36 protein-coding genes and 2 riboswitches are annotated in these 26788 nt (G+C 37.3%); of the genes, 9 read left to right on the top strand and 27 right to left on the bottom strand.

Features of this window, described 5'->3' with window-relative positions; all coding sequences use genetic code 11:
* Positions 1–75: 75 nt before the first annotated feature.
* Positions 76–173: riboswitch (glycine riboswitch) on the bottom strand.
* Between the two features lie 2 nt (positions 174–175).
* A riboswitch (glycine riboswitch) is annotated at positions 176–267 on the bottom strand.
* A 206-nt stretch (positions 268–473) separates the two neighbouring features.
* Positions 474–2168 (top strand): DEAD/DEAH box helicase, encoded by a 1695-nt coding sequence (locus AC4G3L_RS04735; protein ID WP_491075816.1) that lies wholly within the window; start codon positions 474–476, stop codon positions 2166–2168.
* Positions 2146–2940 carry a YqhG family protein gene (locus AC4G3L_RS04740; protein WP_491075817.1) on the top strand — a complete coding sequence of 265 codons (795 nt, stop codon included), beginning with the start codon at positions 2146–2148 and terminating at the stop codon, positions 2938–2940. The genes AC4G3L_RS04735 and AC4G3L_RS04740 overlap by 23 nt, the downstream gene beginning before the upstream one ends.
* Before the next feature lie 311 nt (positions 2941–3251).
* Here AC4G3L_RS04740 and AC4G3L_RS04745 read toward each other — a convergent pair whose 3' ends face one another.
* From AC4G3L_RS04745 to comGA, 9 genes are all read right to left on the bottom strand, one after another.
* Positions 3252–3434 (bottom strand): YqzE family protein, encoded by a 183-nt coding sequence (locus AC4G3L_RS04745; RefSeq protein WP_491075818.1) that lies wholly within the window; start codon positions 3432–3434, stop codon positions 3252–3254.
* A gap of 67 nt (positions 3435–3501) precedes the next feature.
* Positions 3502–4005, bottom strand: coding sequence for a shikimate kinase (locus tag AC4G3L_RS04750; RefSeq protein WP_491075819.1), 504 nt, complete (start codon positions 4003–4005; stop codon positions 3502–3504).
* A gap of 10 nt (positions 4006–4015) precedes the next feature.
* Positions 4016–4429 carry a competence type IV pilus minor pilin ComGG gene (comGG, locus tag AC4G3L_RS04755; protein ID WP_491075820.1) on the bottom strand — a complete coding sequence of 138 codons (414 nt, stop codon included), beginning with the start codon at positions 4427–4429 and terminating at the stop codon, positions 4016–4018.
* Positions 4386–4877 carry a competence type IV pilus minor pilin ComGF gene (gene comGF / locus AC4G3L_RS04760; RefSeq protein WP_491075821.1) on the bottom strand — a complete coding sequence of 164 codons (492 nt, stop codon included), beginning with the start codon at positions 4875–4877 and terminating at the stop codon, positions 4386–4388. Before comGF ends, comGG begins: the two co-directional genes overlap by 44 nt.
* Positions 4810–5106, bottom strand: coding sequence for a hypothetical protein (locus AC4G3L_RS04765; RefSeq protein WP_491075822.1), 297 nt, complete (start codon positions 5104–5106; stop codon positions 4810–4812). Before AC4G3L_RS04765 ends, comGF begins: the two co-directional genes overlap by 68 nt.
* 16 nt (positions 5107–5122) lie before the next feature.
* Positions 5123–5563, bottom strand: coding sequence for a competence type IV pilus minor pilin ComGD (gene comGD / locus AC4G3L_RS04770; protein WP_491075823.1), 441 nt, complete (start codon positions 5561–5563; stop codon positions 5123–5125).
* Between the two features lie 5 nt (positions 5564–5568).
* Positions 5569–5877: a competence type IV pilus major pilin ComGC gene (comGC, locus tag AC4G3L_RS04775; protein WP_491075824.1), complete on the bottom strand. Its 309-nt coding sequence runs from the start codon at positions 5875–5877 to the stop codon at positions 5569–5571.
* A 13-nt stretch (positions 5878–5890) separates the two neighbouring features.
* Positions 5891–6931, bottom strand: coding sequence for a competence type IV pilus assembly protein ComGB (gene comGB, locus AC4G3L_RS04780; protein WP_491075825.1), 1041 nt, complete (start codon positions 6929–6931; stop codon positions 5891–5893).
* Positions 6921–8030 carry a competence type IV pilus ATPase ComGA gene (comGA, locus tag AC4G3L_RS04785; RefSeq protein WP_491075826.1) on the bottom strand — a complete coding sequence of 370 codons (1110 nt, stop codon included), beginning with the start codon at positions 8028–8030 and terminating at the stop codon, positions 6921–6923. Before comGA ends, comGB begins: the two co-directional genes overlap by 11 nt.
* 296 nt (positions 8031–8326) lie before the next feature.
* Here comGA and AC4G3L_RS04790 point away from each other — a divergent pair, with 296 nt between their 5' ends.
* Both AC4G3L_RS04790 and AC4G3L_RS04795 read left to right on the top strand, forming a co-directional pair.
* The gene (locus AC4G3L_RS04790) at positions 8327–9034 is read left to right on the top strand and encodes a helix-turn-helix transcriptional regulator (RefSeq protein ID WP_491075827.1); all 708 of its coding nucleotides are present in this window, start codon (positions 8327–8329) and stop codon (positions 9032–9034) included.
* A gap of 101 nt (positions 9035–9135) precedes the next feature.
* Positions 9136–9378: a DUF2626 domain-containing protein gene (locus tag AC4G3L_RS04795; RefSeq protein ID WP_491075828.1), complete on the top strand. Its 243-nt coding sequence runs from the start codon at positions 9136–9138 to the stop codon at positions 9376–9378.
* A gap of 31 nt (positions 9379–9409) precedes the next feature.
* Here the strand turns inward: AC4G3L_RS04795 and AC4G3L_RS04800 are convergent, their stop codons facing one another.
* A complete protein-coding gene (locus AC4G3L_RS04800) occupies positions 9410–10486 on the bottom strand; it encodes a class I SAM-dependent methyltransferase (protein WP_491075829.1) in 1077 nt (358 codons plus the stop codon).
* Positions 10487–10647: 161 nt separating this feature from the next.
* On the bottom strand, positions 10648–11280 hold the full coding sequence (locus AC4G3L_RS04805) for an MBL fold metallo-hydrolase (RefSeq protein WP_491075830.1): 633 nt from the start codon (positions 11278–11280) through the stop codon (positions 10648–10650).
* A 220-nt stretch (positions 11281–11500) separates the two neighbouring features.
* Here AC4G3L_RS04805 and AC4G3L_RS04810 point away from each other — a divergent pair, with 220 nt between their 5' ends.
* The gene (locus AC4G3L_RS04810) at positions 11501–11674 is read left to right on the top strand and encodes a DUF2759 domain-containing protein (protein WP_491075831.1); all 174 of its coding nucleotides are present in this window, start codon (positions 11501–11503) and stop codon (positions 11672–11674) included.
* A gap of 93 nt (positions 11675–11767) precedes the next feature.
* Here AC4G3L_RS04810 and AC4G3L_RS04815 read toward each other — a convergent pair whose 3' ends face one another.
* From AC4G3L_RS04815 to AC4G3L_RS04830, 4 genes are all read right to left on the bottom strand, one after another.
* A complete protein-coding gene (locus AC4G3L_RS04815; RefSeq protein ID WP_491075832.1) occupies positions 11768–12934 on the bottom strand; it encodes a M14 family metallopeptidase in 1167 nt (388 codons plus the stop codon).
* Between the two features lie 64 nt (positions 12935–12998).
* A complete protein-coding gene (locus AC4G3L_RS04820) occupies positions 12999–13226 on the bottom strand; it encodes a hypothetical protein (protein WP_491075833.1) in 228 nt (75 codons plus the stop codon).
* Between the two features lie 336 nt (positions 13227–13562).
* Positions 13563–14537 (bottom strand): ROK family glucokinase, encoded by a 975-nt coding sequence (locus AC4G3L_RS04825; protein ID WP_491075834.1) that lies wholly within the window; start codon positions 14535–14537, stop codon positions 13563–13565.
* A 5-nt stretch (positions 14538–14542) separates the two neighbouring features.
* Positions 14543–14764 carry a YqgQ family protein gene (locus tag AC4G3L_RS04830; protein ID WP_491075835.1) on the bottom strand — a complete coding sequence of 74 codons (222 nt, stop codon included), beginning with the start codon at positions 14762–14764 and terminating at the stop codon, positions 14543–14545.
* Between the two features lie 221 nt (positions 14765–14985).
* Here AC4G3L_RS04830 and AC4G3L_RS04835 point away from each other — a divergent pair, with 221 nt between their 5' ends.
* On the top strand, positions 14986–15861 hold the full coding sequence (locus AC4G3L_RS04835) for a hypothetical protein (protein WP_491075836.1): 876 nt from the start codon (positions 14986–14988) through the stop codon (positions 15859–15861).
* A 9-nt stretch (positions 15862–15870) separates the two neighbouring features.
* On the opposite strand, the gene AC4G3L_RS04840 is transcribed toward AC4G3L_RS04835, so the two are convergent.
* From AC4G3L_RS04840 to AC4G3L_RS04870, 7 genes are all read right to left on the bottom strand, one after another.
* Positions 15871–17406 (bottom strand): rhomboid family intramembrane serine protease, encoded by a 1536-nt coding sequence (locus tag AC4G3L_RS04840; RefSeq protein WP_491075837.1) that lies wholly within the window; start codon positions 17404–17406, stop codon positions 15871–15873.
* An 83-nt stretch (positions 17407–17489) separates the two neighbouring features.
* Positions 17490–17654 (bottom strand): hypothetical protein, encoded by a 165-nt coding sequence (locus AC4G3L_RS04845; protein ID WP_491075838.1) that lies wholly within the window; start codon positions 17652–17654, stop codon positions 17490–17492.
* Between the two features lie 60 nt (positions 17655–17714).
* Positions 17715–18671 (bottom strand): L-lactate dehydrogenase, encoded by a 957-nt coding sequence (locus AC4G3L_RS04850; protein WP_491075839.1) that lies wholly within the window; start codon positions 18669–18671, stop codon positions 17715–17717.
* Between the two features lie 47 nt (positions 18672–18718).
* Positions 18719–19507, bottom strand: a complete 789-nt coding sequence (locus AC4G3L_RS04855; protein ID WP_491075840.1) for a DUF92 domain-containing protein — start codon at positions 19505–19507, stop codon at positions 18719–18721.
* Positions 19500–20063, bottom strand: a complete 564-nt coding sequence (locus tag AC4G3L_RS04860; protein ID WP_491075841.1) for a 5-formyltetrahydrofolate cyclo-ligase — start codon at positions 20061–20063, stop codon at positions 19500–19502. The genes AC4G3L_RS04855 and AC4G3L_RS04860 overlap by 8 nt, the downstream gene beginning before the upstream one ends.
* Before the next feature lie 72 nt (positions 20064–20135).
* A complete protein-coding gene (gene rpmG, locus AC4G3L_RS04865) occupies positions 20136–20285 on the bottom strand; it encodes a 50S ribosomal protein L33 (RefSeq protein ID WP_066105110.1) in 150 nt (49 codons plus the stop codon).
* 60 nt (positions 20286–20345) lie between these two features.
* The gene (locus AC4G3L_RS04870; RefSeq protein ID WP_491075842.1) at positions 20346–20918 is read right to left on the bottom strand and encodes a hypothetical protein; all 573 of its coding nucleotides are present in this window, start codon (positions 20916–20918) and stop codon (positions 20346–20348) included.
* A 223-nt stretch (positions 20919–21141) separates the two neighbouring features.
* Here AC4G3L_RS04870 and AC4G3L_RS04875 point away from each other — a divergent pair, with 223 nt between their 5' ends.
* Both AC4G3L_RS04875 and AC4G3L_RS04880 read left to right on the top strand, forming a co-directional pair.
* Positions 21142–21504, top strand: a complete 363-nt coding sequence (locus AC4G3L_RS04875; protein WP_491075843.1) for a hypothetical protein — start codon at positions 21142–21144, stop codon at positions 21502–21504.
* A complete protein-coding gene (locus tag AC4G3L_RS04880; protein ID WP_491075844.1) occupies positions 21501–21962 on the top strand; it encodes an endolytic transglycosylase MltG in 462 nt (153 codons plus the stop codon). Before AC4G3L_RS04875 ends, AC4G3L_RS04880 begins: the two co-directional genes overlap by 4 nt.
* A gap of 20 nt (positions 21963–21982) precedes the next feature.
* Here the strand turns inward: AC4G3L_RS04880 and AC4G3L_RS04885 are convergent, their stop codons facing one another.
* Positions 21983–22375: a hypothetical protein gene (locus AC4G3L_RS04885; protein ID WP_491075845.1), complete on the bottom strand. Its 393-nt coding sequence runs from the start codon at positions 22373–22375 to the stop codon at positions 21983–21985.
* Positions 22376–22738: 363 nt separating this feature from the next.
* Here AC4G3L_RS04885 and AC4G3L_RS04890 point away from each other — a divergent pair, with 363 nt between their 5' ends.
* Complete coding sequence (locus AC4G3L_RS04890; RefSeq protein ID WP_491075847.1) at positions 22739–23371, top strand: LysE family transporter; 633 nt, start codon at positions 22739–22741, stop codon at positions 23369–23371.
* A gap of 85 nt (positions 23372–23456) precedes the next feature.
* Here AC4G3L_RS04890 and phoU read toward each other — a convergent pair whose 3' ends face one another.
* Genes phoU through pstC form a run of 4 tightly spaced genes read right to left on the bottom strand, consistent with a single transcriptional unit; the run spans position 23457 to position 26779 of the window.
* Positions 23457–24116, bottom strand: coding sequence for a phosphate signaling complex protein PhoU (gene phoU / locus AC4G3L_RS04895; protein WP_491075848.1), 660 nt, complete (start codon positions 24114–24116; stop codon positions 23457–23459).
* Between the two features lie 28 nt (positions 24117–24144).
* Positions 24145–24945: a phosphate ABC transporter ATP-binding protein PstB gene (pstB, locus tag AC4G3L_RS04900; RefSeq protein ID WP_491075849.1), complete on the bottom strand. Its 801-nt coding sequence runs from the start codon at positions 24943–24945 to the stop codon at positions 24145–24147.
* A gap of 35 nt (positions 24946–24980) precedes the next feature.
* Complete coding sequence (gene pstA / locus AC4G3L_RS04905; protein WP_491075850.1) at positions 24981–25895, bottom strand: phosphate ABC transporter permease PstA; 915 nt, start codon at positions 25893–25895, stop codon at positions 24981–24983.
* Positions 25892–26779 (bottom strand): phosphate ABC transporter permease subunit PstC, encoded by an 888-nt coding sequence (gene pstC / locus AC4G3L_RS04910; protein ID WP_491075851.1) that lies wholly within the window; start codon positions 26777–26779, stop codon positions 25892–25894. Before pstC ends, pstA begins: the two co-directional genes overlap by 4 nt.
* Positions 26780–26788: the final 9 nt, after the last annotated feature.

Consider the following 26788-nt stretch of genomic DNA (forward strand, 5'->3'; position numbering starts at 1 on the left):
TACTCAGATTTGAATGTATTGATAACTAGTAGACAAACATATGAAAAAGGACAGAAACCTCCCTTATATGGGAAGTCTCTGTCCTGATACCTGAAAGTTTACCGCCGGCATTTGTGTGTGCGTTGGCGTTTCCTCTTGGGTGGCTTTGCAAATAAGAAAGCGCTCTCCAGAGATGCGTCCAGCAAGCGTCTGTTTACCTGAGAGATTCATGGAATTCCATTTGCTCCTTCGGTGCCGCTATTACACGGTCTCTCCCCTTGCCTTCATTCGCTCATATTCTTATGTAATTTGGTCATACTAAACAAAAAGCAAGAGGTAAACCATTTTCAAAATAATCTATACATTTATATCCTACCATCTTCAATAATCAGGTGGCAACCATTTCCTTACAGGAACGAATGATAGGAAACTAGATTTTTTATTTGACCATACATTTTATCAAAAAGCTTAAATCAAGAAAGTTGGGGGTTGCATTGAGTTTAACACCAAAGATCTATTTCGATGAAGAGTGGGAAAAGGAGCTTGAAGAAAAAATTAACGGGGACGGTCCATGGTGCAACTATTCTCTTTTCAAACTCGGATTGGAAGCTGAAAAGCATAATCTAATTCCAGAATTCAATGGTCTCCTCAGCCCAAAGCATTTATCTGGATTTACGCCTCTATCCCATCAAACAGAAGCAGCTACAGAAGTCATTGAAAGGATGAATGGCAAAGCCATACTGGCTGATGAAGTTGGGCTTGGTAAAACGATCGAGGCTGGACTTATATTAAAGGAATATATGATTCGCGGGTTAGTAAGCAAAATCCTGATTCTTGTTCCAGCTTCCCTTGTTTCCCAATGGGCAAAAGAGCTGAATCAGAAGTTCCATATTCCGGCAGTCATATATAGAAAAGGATATGGATGGGATTCAGAATGTATCATTACATCAATTGATACCGCGAAACGGGAACCGCATCGTTCAGCCATTTTGGAACAAACCTATGATATTGTCATCATTGATGAAGCTCATAAATTAAAAAACAATAAAACCAAAAACTATGAATTTGTACAAAAAATCCAGAAAAAATTCTGCTTACTGTTAACGGCGACTCCTATTCAAAACAAGCTTGAAGAAATTTTTTATCTTATTTCATTGCTTAAACCGGGTCATCTGGGGAGCTATGCCAAATTTAACGAACGTTTTTCTGCTAAAAAGCGTTCATTAAAAGATGATGCCTATTTAAAAGAATTAGTGAATATGGTCATGATTCGAAATAAACGCCAGGACACCGGAATTGAATGGACCAGCAGAAAAGTGGAGACGATATTTATTGAGTTCACTGAAAAAGAACAAGCTCTTTATGACGGTGTTTCTTCATTTAGAAAAGAATTACCTGATGGAATAGGAAGTACATTTTCTACCTTAACCCTGCAACGAGAAGCATGCAGCAGCAGAGAAGCAGTCTATTTTACGCTGAAAAATATGCTGGATCGAAATCCAGATGCCGGACCAAGTTATAAGCAAGCGATACATAACCTGATTAACCAGGTTGAATTGGTTGATTGCAATTCAAAAGCAAAAAAAGCACTTGAATTGATTCATTCCATTAAAGATAAGGTCATTATTTTCACCGAGTATAGAGCCACTCAATTATATTTACAGTGGTTTCTTAAGCAAAATGGAATCACTTCTGTTCCATTCCGTGGTGGGTTTAAACGCAGTAAGAAAGACTGGATGAAAGAACTATTTGAAAAACAAGCACAAGTCTTAATTGCTACAGAAGCAGGTGGAGAAGGAATTAACCTGCAATTTTGCCATCATATTATTAACTTTGATTTACCTTGGAATCCGATGCGCCTGGAACAAAGAATTGGCCGAATACACAGGCTTGGACAAACAGAAGATGTCCGCATTTATAATTTTTCTACCAAGAATACCATTGAAGAACATATTATGAAAATCCTATATGAAAAAATCCATTTATTTGAACGAGTTGTTGGAGAACTTGATGATATTCTAACCAGACTGGAGGTTAAGAATCTTGATGAACATCTAACTGACATCGTCAGCAAATCAAAAACAGAAGGTGAGATGAAAATTAAAATGGATAATCTCACTTCCTTAATTCAACTTGCCCAAGATATTAAAAAGGAGATGCCTACACATGCAGCAACAGGAAATTCATGAGTTTCTCGTTCAATTTTTCACAACCAATCATTGTGAAATCATCAATCAGGGACCAGCCCACCTCACTGTGCAATTGACGATTGATATGGATAAAGAATTAATGAATCGTCCTTTTTACTGGCATTATCTCGAAAAGATAGGTGGGGTACCCAATCCGATGAGTTTAACTCTTATCCTCGATAAGGAGGCTGCCCCTCCTGGTTTAAAGGGAGAATTCATTCATTTTGGATCACCACGCCTTCATCAAATATTTTCTTCTGCCCAAAAATTATCTAAGCATATTCGTTTGTTTGAGGAAATTAAAGTGACAAGTGGCCAAATGCCCTTGTTTCCGTGGCTGGTTGTAAATGTAAATATTTCCTATGAATGTGATCGAAAAAGGGACTTATTTTGTTCAATCGGATTAAATTTAATTAATGGTATTTTTGCAGAAAATTTTATCGATTCGGTTGACAAACTCACGCTTACACCTAAAATATCTGACTATACATTTACACTAACACCCATCATTCGTTATCAAAGCGGGTTGAATCGACTAAAGACGTATATTCAAAATAAAATCAATCAGGATGACCACGCGTGGGCTGATGATGCCTGTGTACGTTGGAATAAAGATCTAAATTTGCTGAACCATTTTTATGAGGATCAAAAAGAAGAGGAAAGTAAAACGTATGAACTCGAAAAAGAGGCATTGCGCATGCAATATGAACCCCGGATCCGTGTCAACATCATAAATGGGGGACTCTTTTATCTTACTGGTAAAGCTATATAAGGGAGAAAAGTGTATAAAAAAGCGGCTATAATAAGACCAGCTATAGTTAATTCTACGAAAACCATTCTTGTAACTATATATCTCAGGTTGAAAATAGGGTCTAGAAGAATTTCATATACCTGAACGAACCAAATAATAGGAATACACTTGTTTTATAGAATGCAAGTAAACTCAATTATCCAAAAGCCATATTTAAAGGGTGTACCTGTTTTTTGCTTGTTAACGCGAACTCATTGTATCGATATAAAACATAGTTAGGAAAAAGGAGTACATAAAAAACAGTGGATTCGAATTCGAACCCACTGTTTTACTTAAAAAGTCTTCCGTTTAAAGAGCATTCGAATGGATACCGGAATGATTCCAAACCAATGGCTCATGAATGGCTGCCTGTCATCCTTATGATGGCGGCGTTGCTCTTTACGTTGTTCCTTTGGCTGTTTCATATACACTAACCATTGAATGGTTAAAAATTTTACATAATCATTTGTTTTCATCACTATTCACCCATCAGCAGTATCTCCACATTTCCTATACTCTATTCATGGACTTCCCAAAGAAATGCTAGTTTACAGTGATTTTCATTAAAATCTCATCGATTATATCTAATGTTGTTTTTCCATCTGTTAACAAATGAAATTCAGAAGCTTGCTTATACAGATTCATCCTCTTTTGATACAGACGTTCAATCTGCTCATTTTTATTGTTGTTCAATAAGGGCCTTGATGCATCAGTTTCCAGCCTTTTCATAATTTCAGCAGGACTGGCATCCAGCCAAATGACTGTACCATTTTCGTTCATATATTTTCGGTTGCTCTCCCTTAGGATGATTCCACCGCCTGTTGCGATGATACTATTTTCAGTGGGCAAGGATTGTAATGCCTGCTGTTCTATTTCTCTAAACCCCTCTTCTCCTACTTCATCAAAGAGTTGCGGGATAGACTTTCCAGTACATTCAACCACCCTCTGATCACTGTCATAAAAGGAGCAGTCCAGTTTTTCAGCAAGTGCCATACCCGTAGTCGTTTTCCCCGATCCCATAAATCCAATTAAATAAATGACAGTCATACCATTCCTCCTAACTACCTGTCCAGTTTACAACTTTTCCTGCCGCTGTTGAATAAGTGATGGTTTCCCGTCTCACAGTGTGGTCCGTCTGAATAACAAGTGAGATTTGATAGAAACCATTCTCAAGTGGCTTTATATGATAGGTTATTCTTCCATTATAATAAACCCATTCCCCTTTTGTCTCTGGGATATGTCCATCGTCAAGCATTGAGATCGCAGCATTTGTACCCACATCACCTAGATAGGTAGTTTTTAGCCATTCCATTTGGAATTTATGGTACGTTACTTCCTGAGTCATTTTTCCAATCGAATAAAAACACACAACAAATATAACTGAAAAGAATAATAGTGCTACAGGCATAAATATCCCACGCTCATTTTTAAGAAGGTTCATATTTATATCGTTTAAATAGCCGTTTTTCATATTTATCACCATTTATAAACATTACTGTTATCGTCAGTAACTTCTCCTCTTTTTTTAAATGGAAGCTTTTAATATTTTGGAGAACCATTTCATGACCTGACCCATTTACTCTCCTTCTCACCATATTGTAGTAAATCTCATACGTTACCTCTTCTCCTTCTTTATCCAGTAAAAGGACATTGCTTTTTGGGACTTCCAAGTTTCTTGACTTTTGTATTTCCCTCTCCAATTGGCGGATGAAGATATTCCATTCCATTCTGGAGTTGGTATTCACATCTTCATTATGCCAGTCCGTGACGCTTGCAAGCGCACCTGTCATAAACACGGCTAATAAAGAGAATAACCCTAGCGCAAACAGCATCTCAACCATTGTAAATCCATCATTTTTTAGGCAGAATTTCATATACTTTTTGTAACTTATTCTTTGAGTTGCTATACTCCGCAACATAAACGTCCCCTTCAAGATAAAAAGTATAGGTCTTCCCTTCAATATCTGCTTGTCCGCTATATAACGGACGGCCGTTTATTTCATGATCATTCAATTGTTCAAATAACCTATTTAATGCAACTTCCTCCATTCTATAGTCATTCTTTTGTGCCATGCTGACCATATATGCAGGCAGTAATAAGCAGCAGCTTACCATCAGTATTCCAAATGAAATCAGGAGATCCAACATAACATACCCATTCTCTTTATATCTCTGATATATAAAATCTCCCCCTCCCTAATTGAAAAACAAGCTTGTAAATCGTTTTCCCATTTTTATCTGTCAGATTGATTGTTGTCGGCCCTTCGATATTGCCTGATGAAGTGTAGGTGACCGTCACATTACCAACTTTTTTAAACTTTATTGATTCAGCCTTTTGTATCGATAAAATCTTATGGTTCGTGTACGTATAAGCTGAATATTCATTTTGTTCGGTGGCAAATCTAAGTGTGACATATGTTTTATTTTCAAAAGCATAGGCTTGTGCATAGTAAATATCCTTCTGAAGTTGATTCAAGAACACCTTTTGCTCATATGTTTCAAACATCTTAAATGTAATGGTACTTACGACAGTCAGCATTAAAGTTAGACATCCAAGTACCATTAACACCTCTACTAAAGTAAAACCATCTTCATTCCTTTCCATCCTTGTTAATCCTGAAGACTGACAGTTCCATCAGCCGCGATGACGGCGGTTTTCCCCTCCGGACATTTAACATCCTCTTTTAAAAACCCTTCTGAAGTAAGGTTTTCCAAGGACGGCATACTGCCTTCCTTTAATTTATACGCTTGCACTTGTCCCTCAACCATCTTGACATATGCATCGCATCCCTTGCCATTAACTGCTTCCTGATTTTTCATTACATTTGGTACTGTAATAATTAACAAAACAGATATAACCAACATCACAATCAACATTTCAATCAATGTAAATCCTTGTTCATTTTTAATATATTTCATCACATACACCATCCTAGATCGTATTCATTAATGAAATCATTGGCATTAAGATGGCCAGATAGAGCAGAATTACAAGTATGGCTACAATGCCAAACATTAACGGTTGAACCACCTTTATATATCTTTCTGTCCTCATTTCCATTTCACTTAATAGCATTTTACTGTAGTAAAGCAGCTCCTCGCCCAGTAAACCATTTTTTTGCCCGTGGCTGATTACTCTTTCAAAGTCTGTCATAAAGATTTTTATAGTACCGCAAATACTATCAAGTGTATCGCCCTCTTGAAGGCGGTTCATCATTTGATGGGCAATTTCCCTTACCAGTTTTTTGGGATCCTGTGCGCTCATGATAGTTAAAGCATCTATTATAGAAACGCCGCCCTTCAATAAAGAACCAAGCTGCATAGAGAAATAATACGTGCTCGACAGTCTTCTAAATGTACGTAATAAAGGAACTTTATTCATCAGTAATTCCTGTTTTATTTTAGATATTTTTTTTAAATAGTAGTGGTAAATGAGCATTAGGAAGGTTAATAGCAGAATGATAATAAGAGGAAGATTATTAATCAAGGTAGCGAGTAAAACCGATAGTTTTAAAAATATATTGGTTTCTTGTCCTGCTCCCTGATACATTTCTGAGAATTTGGGCAATAAATAATTGGTGAACGCTTGCAGCAAAGCAAATGTAAATACAAGCAAGAAAATTGGATAATATAATAGATTTTTTAATTTTGTACGATCTTCACTTTTCTTTAACCAGATCTTTCCCCCATCCTTTAAAGATTTTGATAGCTGTCCATGTTTTTCTCCATAGGATACCAAACCAACCAACTCTTGTTCAAAATTCAGCCACTCTAAAAAATCTCTAAATGTATGGCCGTCTTTTAATAAATCAAGCGCCTCTCTGATTCCATCACGGTATTTCTTTTTCCCATGAATAATTGAAAATTCAATCCCTTCATACAAGGTAAAGCCGTTTTCCAATAAATCGCCCAATTCCTGCAAAAACCTCGCCTGATCCTTACCAGACCATCGGGACTTTTGATTAGTCGTCATGCACCCACCTCTCATATTCTTTTTGATCTACAAACCCATAAGCCACAGCCTTGCTTATGAGGTGTGATAAATCCGGATATTGATAGTCTACTTTATCTCCTTCCATCTCCGCCCATACTTTCGCCAATTCATTGCCATAAATCATTTCATGCACGCTTACCCTTCCCCTATGCTTTTCCATGAGGCAATATGGTGAGCATTCATCCACACAAAAAGGGCAATGCAATTCTAATAATCTTTGGGATGTTACTCCTAAAAGAGTCTGTTTAGCTTCCTCTCTGTCTATACCAAATTCCATGAGCCTTCTTACTGCCCCTAATACATCACTTGCATGCATTGTGCTTAATATTAAATGGCCTGTTAAAGCGGCACGAACTGCTATCCTTGCTGTTTCGGCATCCCTAATTTCTCCAATCATAATAATATCTGGGTCATGTCGCAAAGCTGCCTTCAAACCGATGGAATAACTAATTCCGGCTTTCTCATTAATTTGGACTTGAATGGCATCATCGGACTGATGTTCAACGGGATCTTCTAAAGTAATGATATTTCGATTAATAGTATGTTTTGCATGATGAAGCATGGAATATAAAGTAGTGGTCTTTCCACTTCCAGTCGGACCGCAGAACAATAACAAACCATGAGAATGCTTCAGCATGGAAATTAAAGTCGTTGACATTTTTGGAAATAGGGAGATTTCTTCAATTGGGAGAGTTTGCAAATTAGGAATAATGCGGATGACGAGTGATTCTGAGTATGGAGTTGGTAAGGTTGATAAACGAAGGCCAATCCATTTATTTGAAATAAACATCGTTAAAGCACCTGACTGTGGACGTCTCTTTTCTCCTATATCCATCCCGGCCATAAATTTAAAATGGGAAATGAGCCTTTCTGCTCTGTCTCTCTGATAACTGCCTCCAGGGAATAACCGATTGTGAACACGGTAATGTAATTGGGTTTGCTTTCGCTGGGGGATAATATGGATGTCTGAGGCTTTAAATTTTACTGCTTCTGTTACAACTTTATCGGCTAGTTTATCGATGGTGAGCAATTCCTGTTTCACCTCCTTTATATGTTTATGCATTATGGTATTAGACATCAATCTTCTAATCCCTGCATACATCTTGAAAGTTTCAAAATTTGTCACATTTAGTAGCTTTTTTGGAAAACGATTCATAAATATGAAAAATTTCATCTATTTAGGCTTATTTAAATATTTACAGATTAATTTTAAAATTAAGATATTACTTAATAACAAAAGATTGAATATTTAGTTAACAAATTGTGGCTAAATTACAACATATCCTTCCATATTGTGATATTAATCACAAATGACATATCAAAGCATATATAACTGTATTATAATGGAATTATTAAGAGCGTGAGGTGGACATAGTGGACCAAACATTAAAAATTACCAACGTATTATCAGATCCGACCAGATACTATATTTATCAGCATATAGCTAAAAGGCATAGCGAGGTCACAGTACAGGAAATCGCGGATATTTTTGAGATTCATCCCAATGTTGCTCGTTTGCATTTAACAAAGCTTGAGGATGTAAATATGCTTGTTTCCGAAACAAAGAAAACAGGAAAAGGCGGACGACCAAGCAGATTATATAGATTATCAGAAGATGTTATACAACTTAACTTCCCATATCGTGATTATCAGCTTCTTTCTAAAATAGCCATTGAAACGATGTTCTCTTTGGGAGAGGCTGGGAAAACAGCATTATTTAATACAGGAAAACTATTCGGTAAAGAGCTTGCAGAACAGCATATGAAAGGACATGGCGGAAAACAGGAAAGCCTTTCTTTTGATCATAAACTAGCTATTATAAAAGAAGCATCAATAACTGCGGGATTCAATCCCGAATTTATAACTAGTGAAGATCAATCAGCTATTTTCTTTAAAATTCATAATTGCCCTTTCAAAGAAATAGCCTTCGAGCAAAAAGAAACAGTGTGCGGAATGCATCTAGAATTCTTGCAGGGTATGTTTGATGTACTTTTTGATTCAATCGAACTAATTGAAGAAGAAAATATGTTTGATTATGCAGACTGCCATGCTTGTTCGTATAGGCTCCTGGCTGGTAATTAATCATAAAATTCGGTTATTCTATTTTGAGATAGTTTACATTCCCCATCAATATCCTTATAATAGTAATGATGGAATTATAAGGGGATAAGGGAGGTTTGGGAATGGACAGAATGTTCAGAGTTTGTGGTTTCTGGACTGGTATTATGGCAGTCATGTTCTTTATAGGTGATATGCATACAACATCACTCATCTTTTTCGGTCAAACTGGTTTCTTTGTCATTTTAAGCTACTTAAAACTATCTGAGAGAATGTACTTATATGTCTTTGGTGCGTATTTAACCGTTTTCTTTGCCGGGTTTACCTATTGGACAACATTCATGATGACTCCTGGAGCGGGACATTAACTCATAGTAAAACCTTGATTGAGCTAAACAATCAAGGTTTTTTTATATTCCTCGATTGAACTAAAATACTGAAGCTCTCACTAATCCAATCTCCCAACACTAATTGTTTGATTTGTCTGTTGCGTCTGCTGATTGATGAAAATGGATCGGTATCCACATGTGGGACAAGTTCTTTTAATATCCCTTCCTCCAGTAAAAATGATTGTTGCCCTCCCCAGTACTCCAAATTAAGCCCCTCTCTTCTTCCTTCATCTTTAAGCAAAGAAAAGTTGACCGTACTGGTTATATCAACATCTCCCGGATTTTCAAGAATGGAGTTTACTAATTGGTGGCTTTTAAACCCTCTTAATGTTCCATTTTTACGAGCAGGTATATAGAGATCCTCGATATCCATTCCATAATCAATCGTCATAAGAAATCCCCCTCCCATTTTTTTGATGATTTCCTGATAAGCAGTCACCATCGGGTATGGTACTTCTATTCGATTGATAAAATCGGGTATATTCCACTTCTCTATATAGGATGAAAGAAGCTGATGGTTGAGCTCTCTGGTTGTCTCAATCAGTTCTCCCTGCATCACAGTAACGCCCGCTTCTTTCCACTGATTCTCCTCTCTTACTAAAATATGAACAGGGAAAGCATCAAAAAATTCATTTGAGAAAATAAGACCATCTATCATCGGCATATTTTTAATGGAATCTACTAATCTTATTCTCTGATCGTTTGCAGCAACCTCCGCAATAAAATCTTGGTGATACGGACTTGATTCAATAATATAATAAGTTGTATCTAATGCGAGCTTCGGGTTCACCAGTTCCAAACCTCTCAAAAAATCACATGCCATTTTCCCAGTGCCACCGCCAAGTTCACATATAACAGGTGGTAAATTAAATTCACTTAATTTCCGACCCGCCCACTTACCTAAGAATTCACCAAAGATTGGTGACATACTGACAGAAGTATAAAAATCCCCTTTACTTCCAAGTTTATCTTTTCTGCGTTGGTAATAACCTTTTTGGGGATGATACAATGCCAACTCTATATATTTGTCATAAGGCAAAAATAAATCTTCCGTTTCCTGAATACATGTATGGATTATTTCTTTCATAATTCTCCTTATTTTATAAATATTAAAATAATCATTCCATCATTGTATTATTCTCTTATGAATATAAGGTATAGATTGAAGGGGCATCTCCATTTAACAGGAAACACCCCTTGGTCCTCCTTACCAAGCTTCAGGAGGACCTTACCACTTTTATAAAATCCCTATCTTAAAAACGGATTGTGATTTAGTTCATCTTCAATAATTGTTTCCGGTCCATGACCAGATAAACAGAGTGTTTCTTTTGGGAGCGTACATAATTTAGTACGAATACTATCCATTAGTTGTTGATGGTTCCCTCCAGGTAAATCAGTTCGGCCTATACTCATTTGAAAGAGCGCATCTCCCGAAAACACAAGTGCTTCATCTTCGTCATAATAAGAAATGCTGCCGGGTGAATGTCCTGGTGTAAACAATATATTAAATTTGAAATCACCAATCTTTAGGATACCTTCCTCTGAAATGAACTTCTCTGCCGGAGCAGCTTTAATTTCACCCATTTGGAAAAATTGAGAGCCGTTCAATGCCGGATTTGTTAACCACTCAGCTTCTTTTTTATGCACATATGCCGGAATGTCAAAGACTTCTCTTATTCTGTCAATTGCCCCGATATGATCAAAATGAGCATGTGTTAGCAGAACCGCAATTGGTTTCCATTTCTTTTCGCGAATGATTTGAATTAGCTTTTCTGCTTCCTCCCCTGGATCAATGATTAAACATTCACCGTTCGGTTGAGCGTATAGATAACAATTTGTTTGCAACGGTCCCAAAGGAACCCTTTTCCACGTTTTTTTCATGTCTTTCCCCCTGTTAGCATCAATCAGTTTCTTTTATTTTACACAACTGATGCCTTCGTTTAAAGGGTCTTACACTGTTTTTGTCTTCATCTTTTCAGTTAGCTTATAATATCTCGACAAATTGTCTGAAAAGAATTAAACTATTACTGAATGCATTTATTTTACAATTTAAAGATTTATTGGGTTTAATTACCTGGTATCTCCAGAGGAGGTAAGTAAAATGGGCTTGGTAATCATTTTTGGTTTAGCTGCCATTCTGGCTATCTTCGCATTAATCAGCGCCTTTAAAAACAAAAACTTTCTTGGAATAGTATTCGCCTTAGGTACTGCCGTTGTCTTTGGCTGGTTCTCCATTATGACCTTCCTTAAAGATGGCTATCCAGCAGGCCATTAATGAATGCGCCACAGATGTTACAAAAGAGGAATCCGGTTAACCGGATTCCTCTTTTGTAACTAATAGCGCAAACTTTCCAATAATCACTGCGAACTATAAATAAAGACATGCATTTAAAATAGGCTTCGTATCATGATAGATTTGATCAAATTGTGATAACGGAAGAGGATTGATTCCTTTCCCCAGTTCTAACGTAAAACCAGGCTTCTTGAACTGATCAATAAACCAATCTTTAAAACCTGCATGGCTATCAATATAGCGAACAGCCTTGTAGCCTGATCGATTGACAAACTCCCTTGCCATAATAGATGCAATCTCCGGTTCCTGTCCCTCGTATCCCCAGTAAAACTCTTCGCCTTGAGTATGCAAAGAAATCACACGATCAAACTGCTCCTCCTGTACAAGGGCAACCAATGATTTCACTTCACTTTCCGTCAATGGTTCTTGGCCGGGAAAATCCCTTGCTGCCGGTCCTGTTGGCCTTTTTCGTCTTTTTTCTATCTCCCAATTTGCTGGAAATTGATTATTTAAATCTACGCCTCTTATATTAGCTTTCCATCCTAAAAATTCTTCTTTTCCATCATTCATCATCTTCAAATCTTTTTTCATGTTTCCCGGTGGCCCGTTTACCACTAGATCCACACCATCAGGATTGGCCATTATCACAAGAGACAAATCACACTCATGAAAGAGCTCCAGTGCCGAACATTCCCCAAAGTTTTTTCCCATCGACAAAGATAATAAATATTCATTCAGCCATTTCATTAAAACCAAACTGGTAATCCATTCATTAGCATGCAAAGATGCATTCATATGGACTTTTTTAGCTCCAATCCCAATACGCAATTCCCAAATATCCTGGCCCAATTCAGATTTTCCGATTGATTTCCTACTCAAAAACGGATAAATCGTTCCGAGAACTTCCATATCATTTATACATTTACTTGATGGATAAGGACATGTGTGATCAATAATACTGTGTTGAATTTGAACAGGCAGGCGAATAGATTGTGTTGCATTTTCTCCTTCACTCCTCATAGGATTGGCCAACTGAATTCGTTGATTTTCAAAGGGATTCGTTAAATCCAATGATGAAACCCTCTCTTCCCTTGTCCAATATCCAGGTATATGAACCCTGTCTTCCGGAAGCAATTCATTTCCACTGATATGCAAATTGCATTCTCGTAAAACAGAAATCGGGACTTTAAATAAAACAGCCAATCTGGATAATAAGTCAGGATTTTTTATGATGACTTCCATTGAATCACACCCTTTTATACTCATTTTATGAATACTTCCATCAAAAAATACAGACGGATACAGATTATGTATAGATTAGTTGATAGCACGCTTCATTTCTTTCGTAGTCACCATTACCGAACTGAATGGTGCATTTTGGTATCATTAAACTCGGTATAGGTACTGCATAGGTGTTGCGCAGACGCTCCATTGCTGGGACATAGGCGCTTTCTCGCAGGCTTCTCCGGCCTTTGACACACCTTTCCCCCGGTATAGCCATCCCATAGACTCTCCATAGGTGGAGTATAGGCACACTCAGACTCCCCCGCCTTTAATACACCTATCACTCACCCTTGACACACCTTTGCCATGGTATAGATAGATATGGCCTAGTATAAAAGGCTAGAGGATGATTCCCAAAAAAGAAGACCCTAATCCGCTACGAATCAATGCCCTGTATATGGTCTATCACAATTGCCGTGTTTAAAGGCCAGCTGCCCACACAATATCCTTCTTAATCAAAGAATCAATTCATCCGAGCCGAATAAAAAAAGCACTTCACCAAAATAGTAAAGTGCTTTGCAAACGTATATGGTATGTGAACATTCAATCATCAGGGTTAACCCACTCCATAAAAGGGTTGTTCTACTTAGATCTCTTCACCTAATTGCTGCATCATTAATCCGGCTGCGCCGATAACGCCCGCATCGTTTCCAAGAGAAGCTACTTTAAGTTGAGTCGATTCCGCTACACGAGGAAAGGCAAATTGCTTAAAATATTTTTCAATTGGTTTTAATATAATGTCACCCGCCTTTGAAACACCTCCGCCGAATACGATGATGTCCGGGTTAATTATATTGCCGACATTGGCTGCCGCAAGTCCAAGGTATTTAGCAACCTCATCTAGAACATCTTGACTTGCCTGATCTCCACTTACGGCACACTGTACCACATCTTTAGACGTGATCCGGCCTTTATCTTTAAATACAGCCGAAATGGCCGAATCTGGATTTTTCTTTATCTCCTCCAAAGCGAGCCTTACAATACCGGTAGCTGAGGCAATCGTTTCAACACAGCCTGTTTTTCCACAATTACAAGGTGCTCCTCCGTCTGGTTTAACAGTAATGTGACCTAGTTCACCCGCTGCCCCGCTTATCCCATGAATTAAATGTTTATTAGTAATTACGCCGCCGCCGACACCTGTTCCAAGGGTGATACAAACAAAATCATTTGTCCCTTTTCCCGCTCCCTTCCAAAACTCACCGAAAGAGGCTACGTTTGCATCGTTATCGACGATGGCAGGTATTTCTAATTCCTTTTCAAGCAACTCTTTTAAAGGATAATCCTTCCAGCCGATATTCACAGCCACATAGATTGAACCCGTTTCAAAGTTAACAGGTCCTGGTGCTCCCATTCCAACACCTATTAAATTACCATCTTGCCATTCTTCCAGTTTCGACCTGACAGACTTGCCAATATCAGAAATAATATAATGACCACTTTCCTCCGTTCTGGTCATGATCTCCCACTTATGTACAATAACTCCTTCCTTATCTATGAAAGCAAGTTTAATCGTCGTACCGCCAATATCAATCCCCAGTAACCAATCTTGTTTCCCCAACATTTGTTTCACCTTTTCGATTGTTTTAGTTTTTGTTTTTCCTTTTCATATTCTATTTCTTGTTTCAAAATTAAAATGGCCGTTTGATAATCTCTGATTTCAATTAATTGAGAGTGAAATAGCTCTCTTAATTCAGCTTCCATCATTTCAAGATCAGCTAAACGATCACCCATGTATATGATAGTTCCGAACCTCTTGAAATATTGTTGTATTTCATACACGGATTTCATTATGTCTCATTCCTTCCTGATTCTCTCTAAGTATATCTGAATTTGACTGTCCTCCTCAAGATACTTTGTGTCATTCTATCTATTTAGACATTTATAAAGAAAGCATATGTTTTTGGTCTTGTACATATATTGCTAGGACAAAGCATCAGCTTATTTATCATTTTGCCTACCTTTTTAGGATATATACGTGAGTCTATTTTATAAAGTGAGGAGAGAATCCTTTGAAAAAATATAGTGGTTATCTAGCTGTGGGTTTATTGCTGGTGTTCACCTTTATGTGGTGGAAACATCTTTATGAACAAAGGGACTTAGCTGTCATAAAATATTTCCCGCTAAATCAAGAGGCTGTGTTTAACCAGACAGCTTCTTCCCTTACCTTGCAAAAACAGGGTCAAGAGAATGAACAATTTAATGTTTTACTATCTACAGAATCGATTCTGAATCAAAAAAGTTATCTCAGACAGGATTTTTCTCTTCTATTTCAGAATGGACGCTTAAAGGAATTTGCAAACGATTGGAAGCAGAATACAGATCGGATTTCTAAAAAAACGACGGTTAAAGCTCACGAATCTTCATTATTTCAGTCGATTACCATTCATTATGCGGAAATTCATACAGACAACGATACTCCATCTAGTTCATTTAAATTAACAGATAGCAACCTCTTTGTCATTGCTTCACGATATGGACCAATTAAATCATTTCAGACCCCGGAAACCGATCAACAAAAGGAGTGGGCTTTTACCTTATCTTCAGTAAGCAATTCCAGGCTCGCTAAAGTACTCGATCGCTATACGGGTAACCAAGAGTTCGATATAACAAAGTATCAAGTTGTCCCTCTAACAAAGCTGCTGACTGAAGAAAAAAAACTATTAGCCGGATATTCAGATCAGAAGCGCCTGGAAATTACGGAAAAGCTTTGGGAAGCCTTCTATTCTCTTTATGTTTCAGGAATTAAAAAACAAGATGGCACTATCATTAATCCAATCGACAGTACCATCCCGTTGATTTTACGCAAACAAGGCAGTAATAAACTAATCATTCTTATTCAGGACAGATCCGGTAATATACATGAACTTTATCAGCTTCTTCCTTAAAAAAGACATTTATAAGGACTTGAGCGTATTCAGCATAGCTTTATAATCTTCATTATCCGGTTCCTGATCCACTGCTTTTTGGATATACTCTTTCGCTTTATCCATTTGTCCCTCCTGCCAATAGATCAGTCCAACATCATAATATGCTTCAGGGAATATTTCTCTTTGGTCAATTGCTCTAAGAAAATGCTTCTCAGCCGTTTCTAAATCTTGATCCTGATATTTAATATATCCCGCCAAAAAATAGGCTTCTGGAGCATTTTCTTCACCAAGATAGTTATCAAGCAGTTTGTAGGCTTTGTCATATTCCTTTGAATTTACATATTCCTGGGCACGTGTGACATCATTTTGATAATTTTGTCCAAATGAATTTTCGGCATAACCATATCTCACAAGTCCAATTGTTAATAATACGGTTAACACCAATGCACCCAGTTGGAAGGAAAACTTATGGTTTCGCGGCAATCTGACAATAGCCGCCGCAAGAAAACCACCAATCAATCCTCCTATATGACCAGCACTATCAATGGCATCTGCGGAAAATGTGATAATCAGGTTGATGATCAGAATAACGATAACATTCCATCCCATTGTTCTGAAAAAGAGATTGGGATGGAGGACGCCAAACAATAATAAGGCACCGAGCAACCCAAATATCGCCCCGCTGGCACCCGCAGACAGATTGGGCACCAAGATAAAGCTGGCTACTGAACCTATAAAGCCAGCGAAAAAGTAAATGATTAAAAATCTATAGCTCCCAAAAATCCGTTCCACAATAATCCCGACAAAATACAAGCTCAATGTGTTCAGCAACAGGTGTGTAAATCCGATATGAAGAAAAATAGGGCTGAAAAATCTCCACCATTCTCCTTCCATAATCAGTGGATTGTATTTTGCACCAAACTCAATGAGTGTTTGAGGATTAGTACTTCCACCCCGCATTTCCAGTAAAATAAATACGAGGACTTGAACGGCCATTAAAATATATGTGAAGATGGGTTTTCCATAGGTGAAAATTTGTTCATCCTGCTTCGCCTTTTCATAAGAAGCAGCCAAGGCATCCTGTTTGAGGTATTCTATCTCTTCCTCTTCAATAGCACTGTAATCCTTATTAGCTAATACCAGTGAAAACCCCAGAAATCTTTCTATATCCACTAAATGCTCATCCATAGAATCTGTCTGAAAAATCATGGTATCAACCGAAACTTTTGTATGTTTTTCATCTGAATGACTTCCAACGATATCCGAATAATCATCTACCGGAGCATATTGACTAATATAAATAGATTTAACGGTCAGTTCCTTTCTGGATAGAAACTTACGAATCTTTTCAGCATTATGCAAGACAAGATTACGATCCCTTTTCATATTATTGGACCAACCCAGATCCTCTCTTTTTATACGGATAACCGGGTCTGTCCGATTGGATTGATTTTCAAGCCATATTTCATGATGGTCAGTGGAAGCAGATATCAATCGATAGCCTTTCTCCGTAATCAATTGATTAATAAATGACCAATAGATAAATTCATCTTTAAAGCTCACATATTCCCCTACTTTCTCTCCTCTTATAAGCTCTCTATGTCTATTTTATCATTACGCCATATGAACGGAAATATTTCCACATATTATGATTGATTTGATTGATTTTGCTCCATTTTAAAAATCGGCAGTTCCATTAAAACAGCTAAAATCATATTACGCAGGACTTGATTTCTCATAATGGAAGACCTGTTTTGAAACATCATATACCCTATTATGCCAGAGGCAAAAACAATTAATAATTTTTTCATATAAAAAATCCCTCCTGTATTACCATATAGTTTGGTAGTCAGGAGGGATTTTTATTCTGCTTATAATAATTCATTAAGAATCGGATTCATTGTTTCTTTCAATACTTTAACAGAATGCGAGAACTTCTCTTGTTCATCAGTTGATAACTTCAACTCCAGTATATCTCCAATTCCTTCCCGATTTACAATTGCAGGAACACCAACGTATACATCTTCTTCTCCATACTCCCCATCAAGGAAAGTAGACACTGTTAAGATGCTGTTTTCATTCTGAAGGATGGCTTTCGTAATTCGAACCAGACCCATGGCAATCCCATAGAATGTTGCACCTTTTCTATTAATAATCTCATATGCAGCATCACGCACATTAATAAAAATATTATCTAAATCATCCATGGAGTGATCCGGTTTAGTTTTTATCAGCTCACTCATATTCTTTCCGCCTACATTTGCATGGCTCCATACAGGCAATTCTGTATCGCCATGTTCTCCAATGATATAGGCATGAACATTTCGAGGGTCCACTTCAAAATAATCACTTAACATAAATCGAAATCTGGCTGTATCCAGTATTGTACCGGAACCTAGAACACGGTGCTTAGGAAGACCTGAAAATTTCCATGTTGCATAGGTAAGAATATCAACCGGGTTCGCAGCAACAAGAAAGATTCCGTTGAATCCGTTTGCCATAATTTCTCCTATAATGGATTTAAAGATTTTCATATTTTTTTCAACTAAATCCAAACGTGTTTCCCCAGGCTTTTGATTAGCTCCTGCGGTAAGAACTACAATATCAGCATCTTTACAATCAGTATAATCTCCAAACCATATTTTCGTTCTGTTTGGCGCAAAAGGCGTTCCGTGATTCAAATCCATAGCATCGCCTTCCGCTTTATCTTTATTAACATCAATTAATACAAATTCTTCAGTAATTCCTTGGTTTAACATAGCAAAGGCATAGCTGCTTCCAACAAATCCTGTACCAACCAAGACAACGCGATTTACATTATTTTTCATATAAAACCCACCTTTTCAGCTACAAATATGCTCTGTACACAGTAGTATTATGTGGTAATATGCCAAGTAATTATACAAAGAATACTACTTATCACTATGGAACTAAAATTAACACTTTCATTATCAATCCAGTTAATTCCTTTTATTTTAGCAGTTTGATGATTGCAGTGGTTTGTTCTCTCTGTATGGACCGAACATACCGGGCATCTATATTCAACTTGCAAGAAAGCGCCTAAAACAGTATCAAGGAGGCTTCCCAGAAATCCGAATGCACTCAGAAAGATAAACGTGGACAGTGACAGATTGAACAAAATAATGGCTACTAATGCAATGAATATAGACCCCACAAGCCCAGCGAGCGATCCGCGCACTGAGACTGCACCAGAAGTACCGGGCTCACATCTTTTCAAACTGATCAAATATATGGGGTTTGATTTACTAAGCACTCCCAATTCAGATGACCATGTATCAGATGTAGCTGCAGCAATTGATGCTATAAAGGCAATTAACCAAATTTCAGACCCGTCAGATATAAAATAAAGAAGAGAATATACTCCAGCAGGACCACCATTAGCGGCCACCTGAGCCCAATTACGCCTGCTTCCATTTGCTAATTTTTTATCAAGCACCTGTTTCCTTCTCTTTTTATAGCTTGAAAAAAAACTCGATGAGGAAAAAAACAAGCCAATGAGAAGCAACCCTTCCCATTTAAAACCTACCACAATAGAGACACCCAATACGAAAGCTGCAAAAGCACCTGATTTATTCAGTGCATTAAGTCGATAAGCTCCGTATGAACATAAAGCAACAACCACATAGATGATTAGGTTACCCACAATTTAATACCCCTTGTTCCGTGAATATATAATCAACAGGAATGTCAAACTCTTCCGTTGGGATATCACCCCTTACTTGCATCGTAAAGGCAAGCGAGATTTTTATTCCATGAAATGAGGCTAAATAACGGTCATAATAGCCCCCTCCAAATCCAACGCGATATCCTGCTTTTGAAAAAATGAGTCCTGGAACAACCATGACATCGATTTTTCCAGGCTCTACCTTTTGTTCTTTATCCTCCCTGGGCTCTTTTAAACCATAATAAACTGATTCCAATACCGTACTTGGATTATATGTATAGAAATCCATCTGTTTTATGTGCGGTTTGCATTTTGGTATTACGATATGTTTTTTCTCTTTCCACCCTCTTTCAATAATTCCTTTCGTTTCGAGTTCGGGAAATCCGGAAATCGTAATTCCAATTGTATCTGCATTCTTCCATAAGTCATGCTGATATAAAGTTTCAACAATTTTTTTTGTATATGTATTACGCTCGCAGGCTGGATATTCCATTAATAAACGTCGATAAGTTGTTCTCATTTCTCCCTTTAACATTGCATTAAATCCCCTTAAGTTCTAAATTATTCCACAAACAAAAAAAACAACAGGAGAGGACCTCCTGTTGTCTTATTTTGTTTCGCGGTGCGCAGTTGTACGTTTCTCTCTTGGGCAATATTTTTTAAGCTCAAGACGATCCGGATTATTACGTTTATTTTTTGTGCTGATATAATTACGCTCACCGCACTCTGTGCAAGCTAAAGTAATGTTTACACGCATGTGAGTCCCTCCAGTTCATTCAAAACTTCATTTTATACGACTCATCTATAATATCACCTTTCAATCATAAATGCTAGTCTGATTTTTAACCAAGTAATCAAGCAGCATCGCTTCCTCTTTATTGCCGCTCGTAATCATCCAATTTGACACTCCCATTTTCATTCCTGGTTCCAAAGAAAATTTGTACATTGTTGTGCAAATAACTAGCCCTCTAGCTAAAGGGGAATGGATAATTTGGCCGTTTTCCATTGATTGATATACCGCTTTTTTGTGTTTCCTTTCCATAATCGAAATAGAAGCATTGCTACTTCCATTTAATAAACTAATCGTATGTTTACCGTACAAGTAGATTAATGAATCTGCAGGACTATAAAAACTTGCTGAAACTTCCCGGAAGGCTTCATGGACAAAAAACATCTTTATTTCTTGTTCCCGTTCACTATCATTTTTACAAATTACATCTACTCTTTCAAAATAATCATTATTGTTGAATTGAACTGCAGCAGAAATCTCATTTTGCTCTGCAGGATCCTTACGCCACAGATAGGGGACAATTGATCCCGAGACATCTTCAGCAAGTCTTGTACACATAGTCTTTTGATTATTTTGAAATAAATAGTTTATTTGATCCAAGCGGTCCCACCTCTTTCATTCTTCTTACTCGTCCATCTAAACCACTAATATCTTCCATTAAATCCTACCACCCTCTCGACCGAAAGACAATGAACGCATATTGTCGAAGAACAACAATCAACTTCCAAATTGTGAGCATTCCTTCCTTTTTCATAAATTTTTACCAAATCAGCCAGAGATTTGTTGTAAAATAAGGGGATGAGTTTGAATTAGGAGGGACATCATGTTAATCATTATCATTAGTTTATTTTTTCTTTCCGCTTTACTGTTTGTCATTTCACTTTTTTATAAAGGGCAAGATGTTAAAGTTGAAAAAGAGATTGAACAACTTTCACTGGACTATATACAGGAAATGTATCAAATAAAAAAACGTCTTCGTGTCTTAGAGGAAGAAATCATGCACGAAGATACGTTAACGGAATCATCTTTTCTGAGTACTTCCTTACCCGTACATGAGGTCATACAAAATCAGGTTATCCATTTGTCCAGGCAGGGATTATCGATCGACCAGATCGCCAAGCAATCTGCTTTACCGATAAACGAGGTCATTCAAATCCTAGAGAGCCGGGGAGGAGATTTTCATTGAATCGTTTATACATATCAGGAACCGCTGCAGGTATTTTTTTAGCAACAAGCATATTTTCGGCCTATTATTTTTTCGGAGATAAATCAGAAGATAAAAGGACGCCTCTTACAAAAGAGGGCGCCCAAAAGATTCTAATAGAGGATGGGTATCATATACTATCCAAAAGTGAATGGGAAAACTATCAAATGGATCTTCAAACACTTAATAAGTTTGAGGAAGAAAATCAACATAGCAACAAAGAGGAAACCTCTTCAGTCAGTTTGTCTATACAGCCTGGTATGTCTTCCAACGAGATTATCAGTCTATTAAAAAAGAAGAAAATAATTGGAGATGCCGATAAATTTTCCACCTATCTCAAGAATCGGGACCTTACAAAAAAGATTCAAACCGGTACCTATACGGTTTATAAAAATATGGACTATGCTGCCTTAGCTGCCGTTTTAACCAAAGGAAAATAGTACTTCAGCGGCGCTTGTCTTTAGACTGGGATGACTTTTGCAATGGCATCCCAGATTTTTCTGTTTTGATCGATACTCTCTTCCCCCGAATCTATGATATCTGTTTTACTAATCAAATCATCCATTGCTTTATCAATAAAGTCAGGTAAAGGTAATGTTTTAATGGCATTGGCGATTTTTTCAGGATAGATATGACCATAGATTTCTATAGCCATTGACAGCTCGGATACAGATAACTCACTTCCATATTTCTTATAATAGTTCGCTTTCAATTGCCTGGCCAGTTGAATGGCTGCTTTAGGATTTGGAATAACAGATTTTAATGATTCATTATTATCTATATGAACAGTCTTTTCACTGAGAAAATAGTTAATAGATACTCCTTCTACTGTTACCGTATCTCTTTCCTCCACATTTATCGCCCCTTCTTTATATAGATTTTTATTTCCTTATATCCAAGTTAAGATTTTATAAACCTGTTTAGGAATTGCCCTCCTCTATTGTAAACTTCTCTTTTCGTTACTTTGTATTTATAAAAACAATAAAATGGTTACAGAGTGTGGACAAAATCTTTTTTTAAGAATTAGTTTGTTGCAAGGAAGTCTTCTTAACTTTTAATCAGTATCTCTTGTGTTTTTCGATACTAAATAATCATTTTTTAAGGGATTAAAACAGCTATCGATTTTATCGACAGTCTGAACAATAAAATTGTTATACTTCTCCTCTTTTTCTCATAAATATATACAAGTTTAAGACACAAAAATTGGAGTGAAAGCGTGAGCGGACATATTTTATTTAGTTATTTTTTATTAGGAATAACATTAGCGGCGCCTATTGGTCCAGTTAACTCAGCCAGAATCGATAAAGGGATTAAAAATGGCTTTTTTCACGCCTGGGTAGTTGGTTTAGGGTCTATGATTGCGGATGGAATATTTATGCTACTGGTTTATTTAGGTTTTGTACAATTTATTACGATCCCCTATGTCCAGATTTTCCTTTGGCTCTTTGGGGGATTCGTCCTTATTTATACCGGTGTAGAAAGTATCATGAGGGTTCATACACTCACAATGGATGATTATCGTACGAAAGACTCGCTGGCCAGATCGTTTCTAACAGGATTTATAATGTCCATTACAAGCCCATTATCCATCCTTTTTTGGATCGGAATATATGGTTCTGTTCTTGCAAAAACTGTTTCAACATATGGGACAAGCTCGCTTATCGCTTATAGTTCCATGATTTTTCTTGGTTTAACCTTTTGGGATCTTATCGTTGCCTTTTTAACAAACGGATTCAGAAGATTTTTGAATGAGACAAGCCTGAAAGGAATATCAGCAATCTCAGGACTATCTCTATTAGGATTCGGAGTTTATTTTGGGTTTCAAGGCATTAAAGCATTGTTTTTATAAAGAACACTCTTCTCAATGGCAAAATAAAAAATGGAGTTCCTCATTTGGAAGCTCCATTTTTTCATGACACTGGTAAGAATCTACTCTATTCATTTAAATGATAATGTCTGCCTTTAATCATATAGAGGGTTTCTTCGGCCATATTCGTAATATGATCACCTATTCTTTCATAATGACGAACAATAAATAATAGCTGAGAATTCTCATTAACTGTAGTGGACTCAGGATGCTTCATTTCAAGTATTTTTTGTATCTCCTGTCCATATAATTCATCTACTTTGTCATCGAGCTCTGCCAGTTCCTTAGAAAGGACAATATTCTCCTCCATAAAGGATTCATTAAACATGTTGAGCATTTTAATACATGTTGCGTGCATTTCTCCTACAGCCTCATTGATAAATGGCTTTTCTTCTTTTGATAATCTGATGGCCGTCTTTGCAACGTTCTTGGCATAATCACCAACGCGCTCAATTTCAGAACCGATTTTAATAGCTGAAACAATGTGTCTTAAATCCGTTGCAACTGGCTGCTGTTTAGCAATCATCAGAATGGCTAGTTCATCAAGTTCTTCTTCCATCTTATCAAGTTTTTTATCATCCTCTATAACAGAAAGTGCCAGTTCTACATCATTTGTCAGCAAGGCCTTGTATGATTTATCCAACGCTAATGAAGCAAAGCGCTCCATATCAATGACTTTTACCTTTAATTCCTGAAGCTCACTCTCGAATTTTTCTCTTAAAACCATTTTCATTCTCCCTTCAAAATGATTCTGCTTATCCGAACCGCCCTGTTATATAATCCTCTGTTCTTTTATCATGTGGATTCGAGAAAATTTTATCTGTCTTATCGTATTCAATGACTTCCCCATTCAAGAAGAAGGCTGTTTTATCAGATATACGCGCTGCTTGTTGCATATTATGAGTAACAATAATAATACTGAATTTCTCTTTCAATTCTTGTACGAGTTCCTCAACTTTTAAGGTTGAAATCGGATCTAATGCTGAAGTTGGTTCATCCATCAAAATGACATCAGGAGAAACCGCCAGACATCTTGCTAAGCAAATACGTTGCTGCTGCCCGCCAGAAAGTCCGTTGGCATTTGTATGCAATCGATCCTTAACCTCATCCCAAATTGCTGCACCACGTAAGCTTTTCTCTACAATTTCATCCAGTTCTTTTTTATTTTTAACGCCATGAATTTTTGGTCCGTATGCTACATTTTCATAAATAGACTTTGGGAATGGATTCGGCTTCTGAAAGACCATCCCAACTCTTTTCCGTAATTCTTCCACTTGGAAGTTTTTGTCAAATATATTCTGTCCTCGGTATAATATATCACCTGAAGTACGCACACTTGGGATGAGCTCTATCATTCTATTTAATACTTTTATATAAGTAGATTTCCCACAGCCTGAAGGTCCAATGATGGCTGTCACTTCATTTTCGTTAACTGCAAGATTAATATTTTTTAATGCATGATTTTCACCGTACCATAAATCTAAACCTTTTGTTTCGTAGACGAGCTTGCTATTATTTTGCTTTGCTGTCGATTTGGCTTCTTTTACTTCTATCATCTAAAGTTCCCCCTAGGTAAAAATGATGATTTCAATTATGAAACAGATGCTTTTTGTTTTCTTTTACTTTTGCCACCTTCAAAATGTTTTTGGACAGCGCTTGAGAATAAACGTGCAAGGAGATTAAAGATCAGTACCATAATAATCAATACAGCTGCTGATTTTGTCGCGATCTCTGTCGCATCCGGTACAATTCCATCAGAATTTAATTTCCAAATATGAACGGCCAAAGTCTCTGCAGGTCTAAATATATTAAATGGGTTAACCGGGCTTGTTAGATCAGCTGCCGTATTCAATATCGGTGTTGTTAATCCTGCTGTATAAATTAATGCGGCTGCTTCACCAAATATACGACCGGCTGCTAAGATTACTCCCGTTATAATTTGAGGCATCGCCGTCGGAAGAGCAATTTTTACAATCGTTTGCCATTTGGTAGCCCCGAGTCCAAGACTGGCCTCTTTAACACCAGCTGATACTTCAGAGATGGCCGCTTCACTGACTCGTGTTAAGCTTGGCAAATTTAAAATCGCAATAGCAAGGGCCCCTCCGATAATGGTATATCCCCAACCCGTAGCAGTGACAAATACTAATAAACCAAATAAACCAACAACAATAGATGGGAGAGAGGCCATTGTATCAATACATAAGCGGATAAACGATAGTAACTTCCCTGGTTTAGCATACTCCGCTAAATAGATACCTGCCCCGAGACCAAGTGGTACCGAGATAATCAAGGTGATGACTAACATATAAAATGAATTAAATAATTGATACCCTATTCCTCCACCAGCCTCTATATTGCTAGAACGTCCAGTCAGAAATGATGGGTCCCAAAAACCCCACCCTTTTTTTAGAATCTCAAAAACTAAGAAACCCAATAAAATAACAACAAAAATAGCTACTATATAGAAAATACTCGTCCATATTTTATTTACCGTTCTAGCGTTCATTTCTGCGCACCCCTATTCCCGATAAATCGAATAATCATGATGAATAAGAATGACATGAATAAAAGAATGAGAGCCAAGCTCCATAAAGCATTATTCCATGCGGTTCCATTCAATGTATTAGACATATCCATCGTTAATATTCCTGTAAGTGTTGCAGTTGGATCACTTAAACTCAGCGGCAATTTAATCGTATTTCCGATAACCATTTGAACAGCAAGTGCTTCACCAAAAGCACGGGCAAGTCCCAGAACGACCCCTGTAAAAATCCCATCCTTTGCAGCGGGAATGATGACCCGACTGATGGCTTGCCATCTTGTGGAACCGAGCCCATAGGAGGCTTCCAGAAGCTGTGGAGGTACATTTCTTAATGCATCTGTTGCCAAACTTGCAATGGTTGGTAAAATCATAATACTCAGTACAATAATCCCAGCCGCTAAACTGAATCCTACTCCGCCAAATGAATTTCTCAAAAAAGGAACTAATATCGTCACACCAAGCAAACCATACACAACAGATGGAATTCCCACTAGTAATTCCAAAACTGGCTGCAAGACTTTTTTTCCAAATTTAGGAGAGATAAAATTCGTAAATATTGCTAGAGCTATAGCAATAGGCGCACTGATAAGGATGGCACCTAGCGAAACAAGTATACTGCCTATGATAAATATTAACGCTCCATATTCTCCATCACTTGGACTCCAGTTTGTTGAAGTTAACATCTCCACTATAGAGATATTACTGGATGTAAATGATTGAATACCTTTTCCTGTTATAAAAACAATAATAGCCATAGTTGTTACGACGATTAATAACCCACATAACGTAACAAGAATGCGTCCGATGTATTCACTTTTCCAATAGTTGATTGGTTTATGGTCCTTCAAACCTTTCCG

It is taken from the genome of Bacillus sp. z33 (genome assembly GCF_058313615.1).

Excerpts from the sequence above, each read along its gene's own strand:
- AC4G3L_RS04830 (WP_491075835.1), bottom strand. The coding sequence starts at position 14,764 with ATGAAATCCGTGTATGAAATACAACAATATTTCAAGAGGTTCGGAACT.
- AC4G3L_RS04860 (WP_491075841.1), bottom strand. The coding sequence starts at position 20,063 with ATGTTAAAGGGAGAAATGAGAACAACTTATCGACGTTTATTAATGGAA.
- AC4G3L_RS04805 (WP_491075830.1), bottom strand. The coding sequence starts at position 11,280 with ATGAAAAAAACGTGGAAAAGGGTTCCTTTGGGACCGTTGCAAACAAAT.
- AC4G3L_RS04875 (WP_491075843.1), top strand. The coding sequence starts at position 21,142 with ATGTTAATCATTATCATTAGTTTATTTTTTCTTTCCGCTTTACTGTTT.
- comGD (WP_491075823.1), bottom strand. The coding sequence starts at position 5,563 with ATGGAAAGGAATGAAGATGGTTTTACTTTAGTAGAGGTGTTAATGGTA.
- AC4G3L_RS04845 (WP_491075838.1), bottom strand. The coding sequence starts at position 17,654 with ATGAAAAAATTATTAATTGTTTTTGCCTCTGGCATAATAGGGTATATG.
- AC4G3L_RS04745 (WP_491075818.1), bottom strand. The coding sequence starts at position 3,434 with ATGAAAACAAATGATTATGTAAAATTTTTAACCATTCAATGGTTAGTG.
- comGB (WP_491075825.1), bottom strand. The coding sequence starts at position 6,931 with ATGACGACTAATCAAAAGTCCCGATGGTCTGGTAAGGATCAGGCGAGG.
- AC4G3L_RS04800 (WP_491075829.1), bottom strand. The coding sequence starts at position 10,486 with ATGAAAGAAATAATCCATACATGTATTCAGGAAACGGAAGATTTATTT.
- AC4G3L_RS04750 (WP_491075819.1), bottom strand. The coding sequence starts at position 4,005 with ATGACTGTCATTTATTTAATTGGATTTATGGGATCGGGGAAAACGACT.
- phoU (WP_491075848.1), bottom strand. The coding sequence starts at position 24,116 with ATGGTTTTAAGAGAAAAATTCGAGAGTGAGCTTCAGGAATTAAAGGTA.
- comGA (WP_491075826.1), bottom strand. The coding sequence starts at position 8,030 with ATGTCTAATACCATAATGCATAAACATATAAAGGAGGTGAAACAGGAA.
- pstA (WP_491075850.1), bottom strand. The coding sequence starts at position 25,895 with ATGAACGCTAGAACGGTAAATAAAATATGGACGAGTATTTTCTATATA.
- AC4G3L_RS04765 (WP_491075822.1), bottom strand. The coding sequence starts at position 5,106 with ATGTTGGATCTCCTGATTTCATTTGGAATACTGATGGTAAGCTGCTGC.
- AC4G3L_RS04815 (WP_491075832.1), bottom strand. The coding sequence starts at position 12,934 with ATGGAAGTCATCATAAAAAATCCTGACTTATTATCCAGATTGGCTGTT.
- AC4G3L_RS04850 (WP_491075839.1), bottom strand. The coding sequence starts at position 18,671 with ATGAAAAATAATGTAAATCGCGTTGTCTTGGTTGGTACAGGATTTGTT.
- AC4G3L_RS04740 (WP_491075817.1), top strand. The coding sequence starts at position 2,146 with ATGCAGCAACAGGAAATTCATGAGTTTCTCGTTCAATTTTTCACAACC.
- pstB (WP_491075849.1), bottom strand. The coding sequence starts at position 24,945 with ATGATAGAAGTAAAAGAAGCCAAATCGACAGCAAAGCAAAATAATAGC.
- rpmG (WP_066105110.1), bottom strand. The coding sequence starts at position 20,285 with ATGCGTGTAAACATTACTTTAGCTTGCACAGAGTGCGGTGAGCGTAAT.
- AC4G3L_RS04825 (WP_491075834.1), bottom strand. The coding sequence starts at position 14,537 with ATGTTGGGGAAACAAGATTGGTTACTGGGGATTGATATTGGCGGTACG.
- AC4G3L_RS04795 (WP_491075828.1), top strand. The coding sequence starts at position 9,136 with ATGGACAGAATGTTCAGAGTTTGTGGTTTCTGGACTGGTATTATGGCA.
- comGC (WP_491075824.1), bottom strand. The coding sequence starts at position 5,877 with ATGAAATATATTAAAAATGAACAAGGATTTACATTGATTGAAATGTTG.
- AC4G3L_RS04810 (WP_491075831.1), top strand. The coding sequence starts at position 11,501 with ATGGGCTTGGTAATCATTTTTGGTTTAGCTGCCATTCTGGCTATCTTC.
- comGF (WP_491075821.1), bottom strand. The coding sequence starts at position 4,877 with ATGTTGCGGAGTATAGCAACTCAAAGAATAAGTTACAAAAAGTATATG.
- comGG (WP_491075820.1), bottom strand. The coding sequence starts at position 4,429 with ATGAAAAACGGCTATTTAAACGATATAAATATGAACCTTCTTAAAAAT.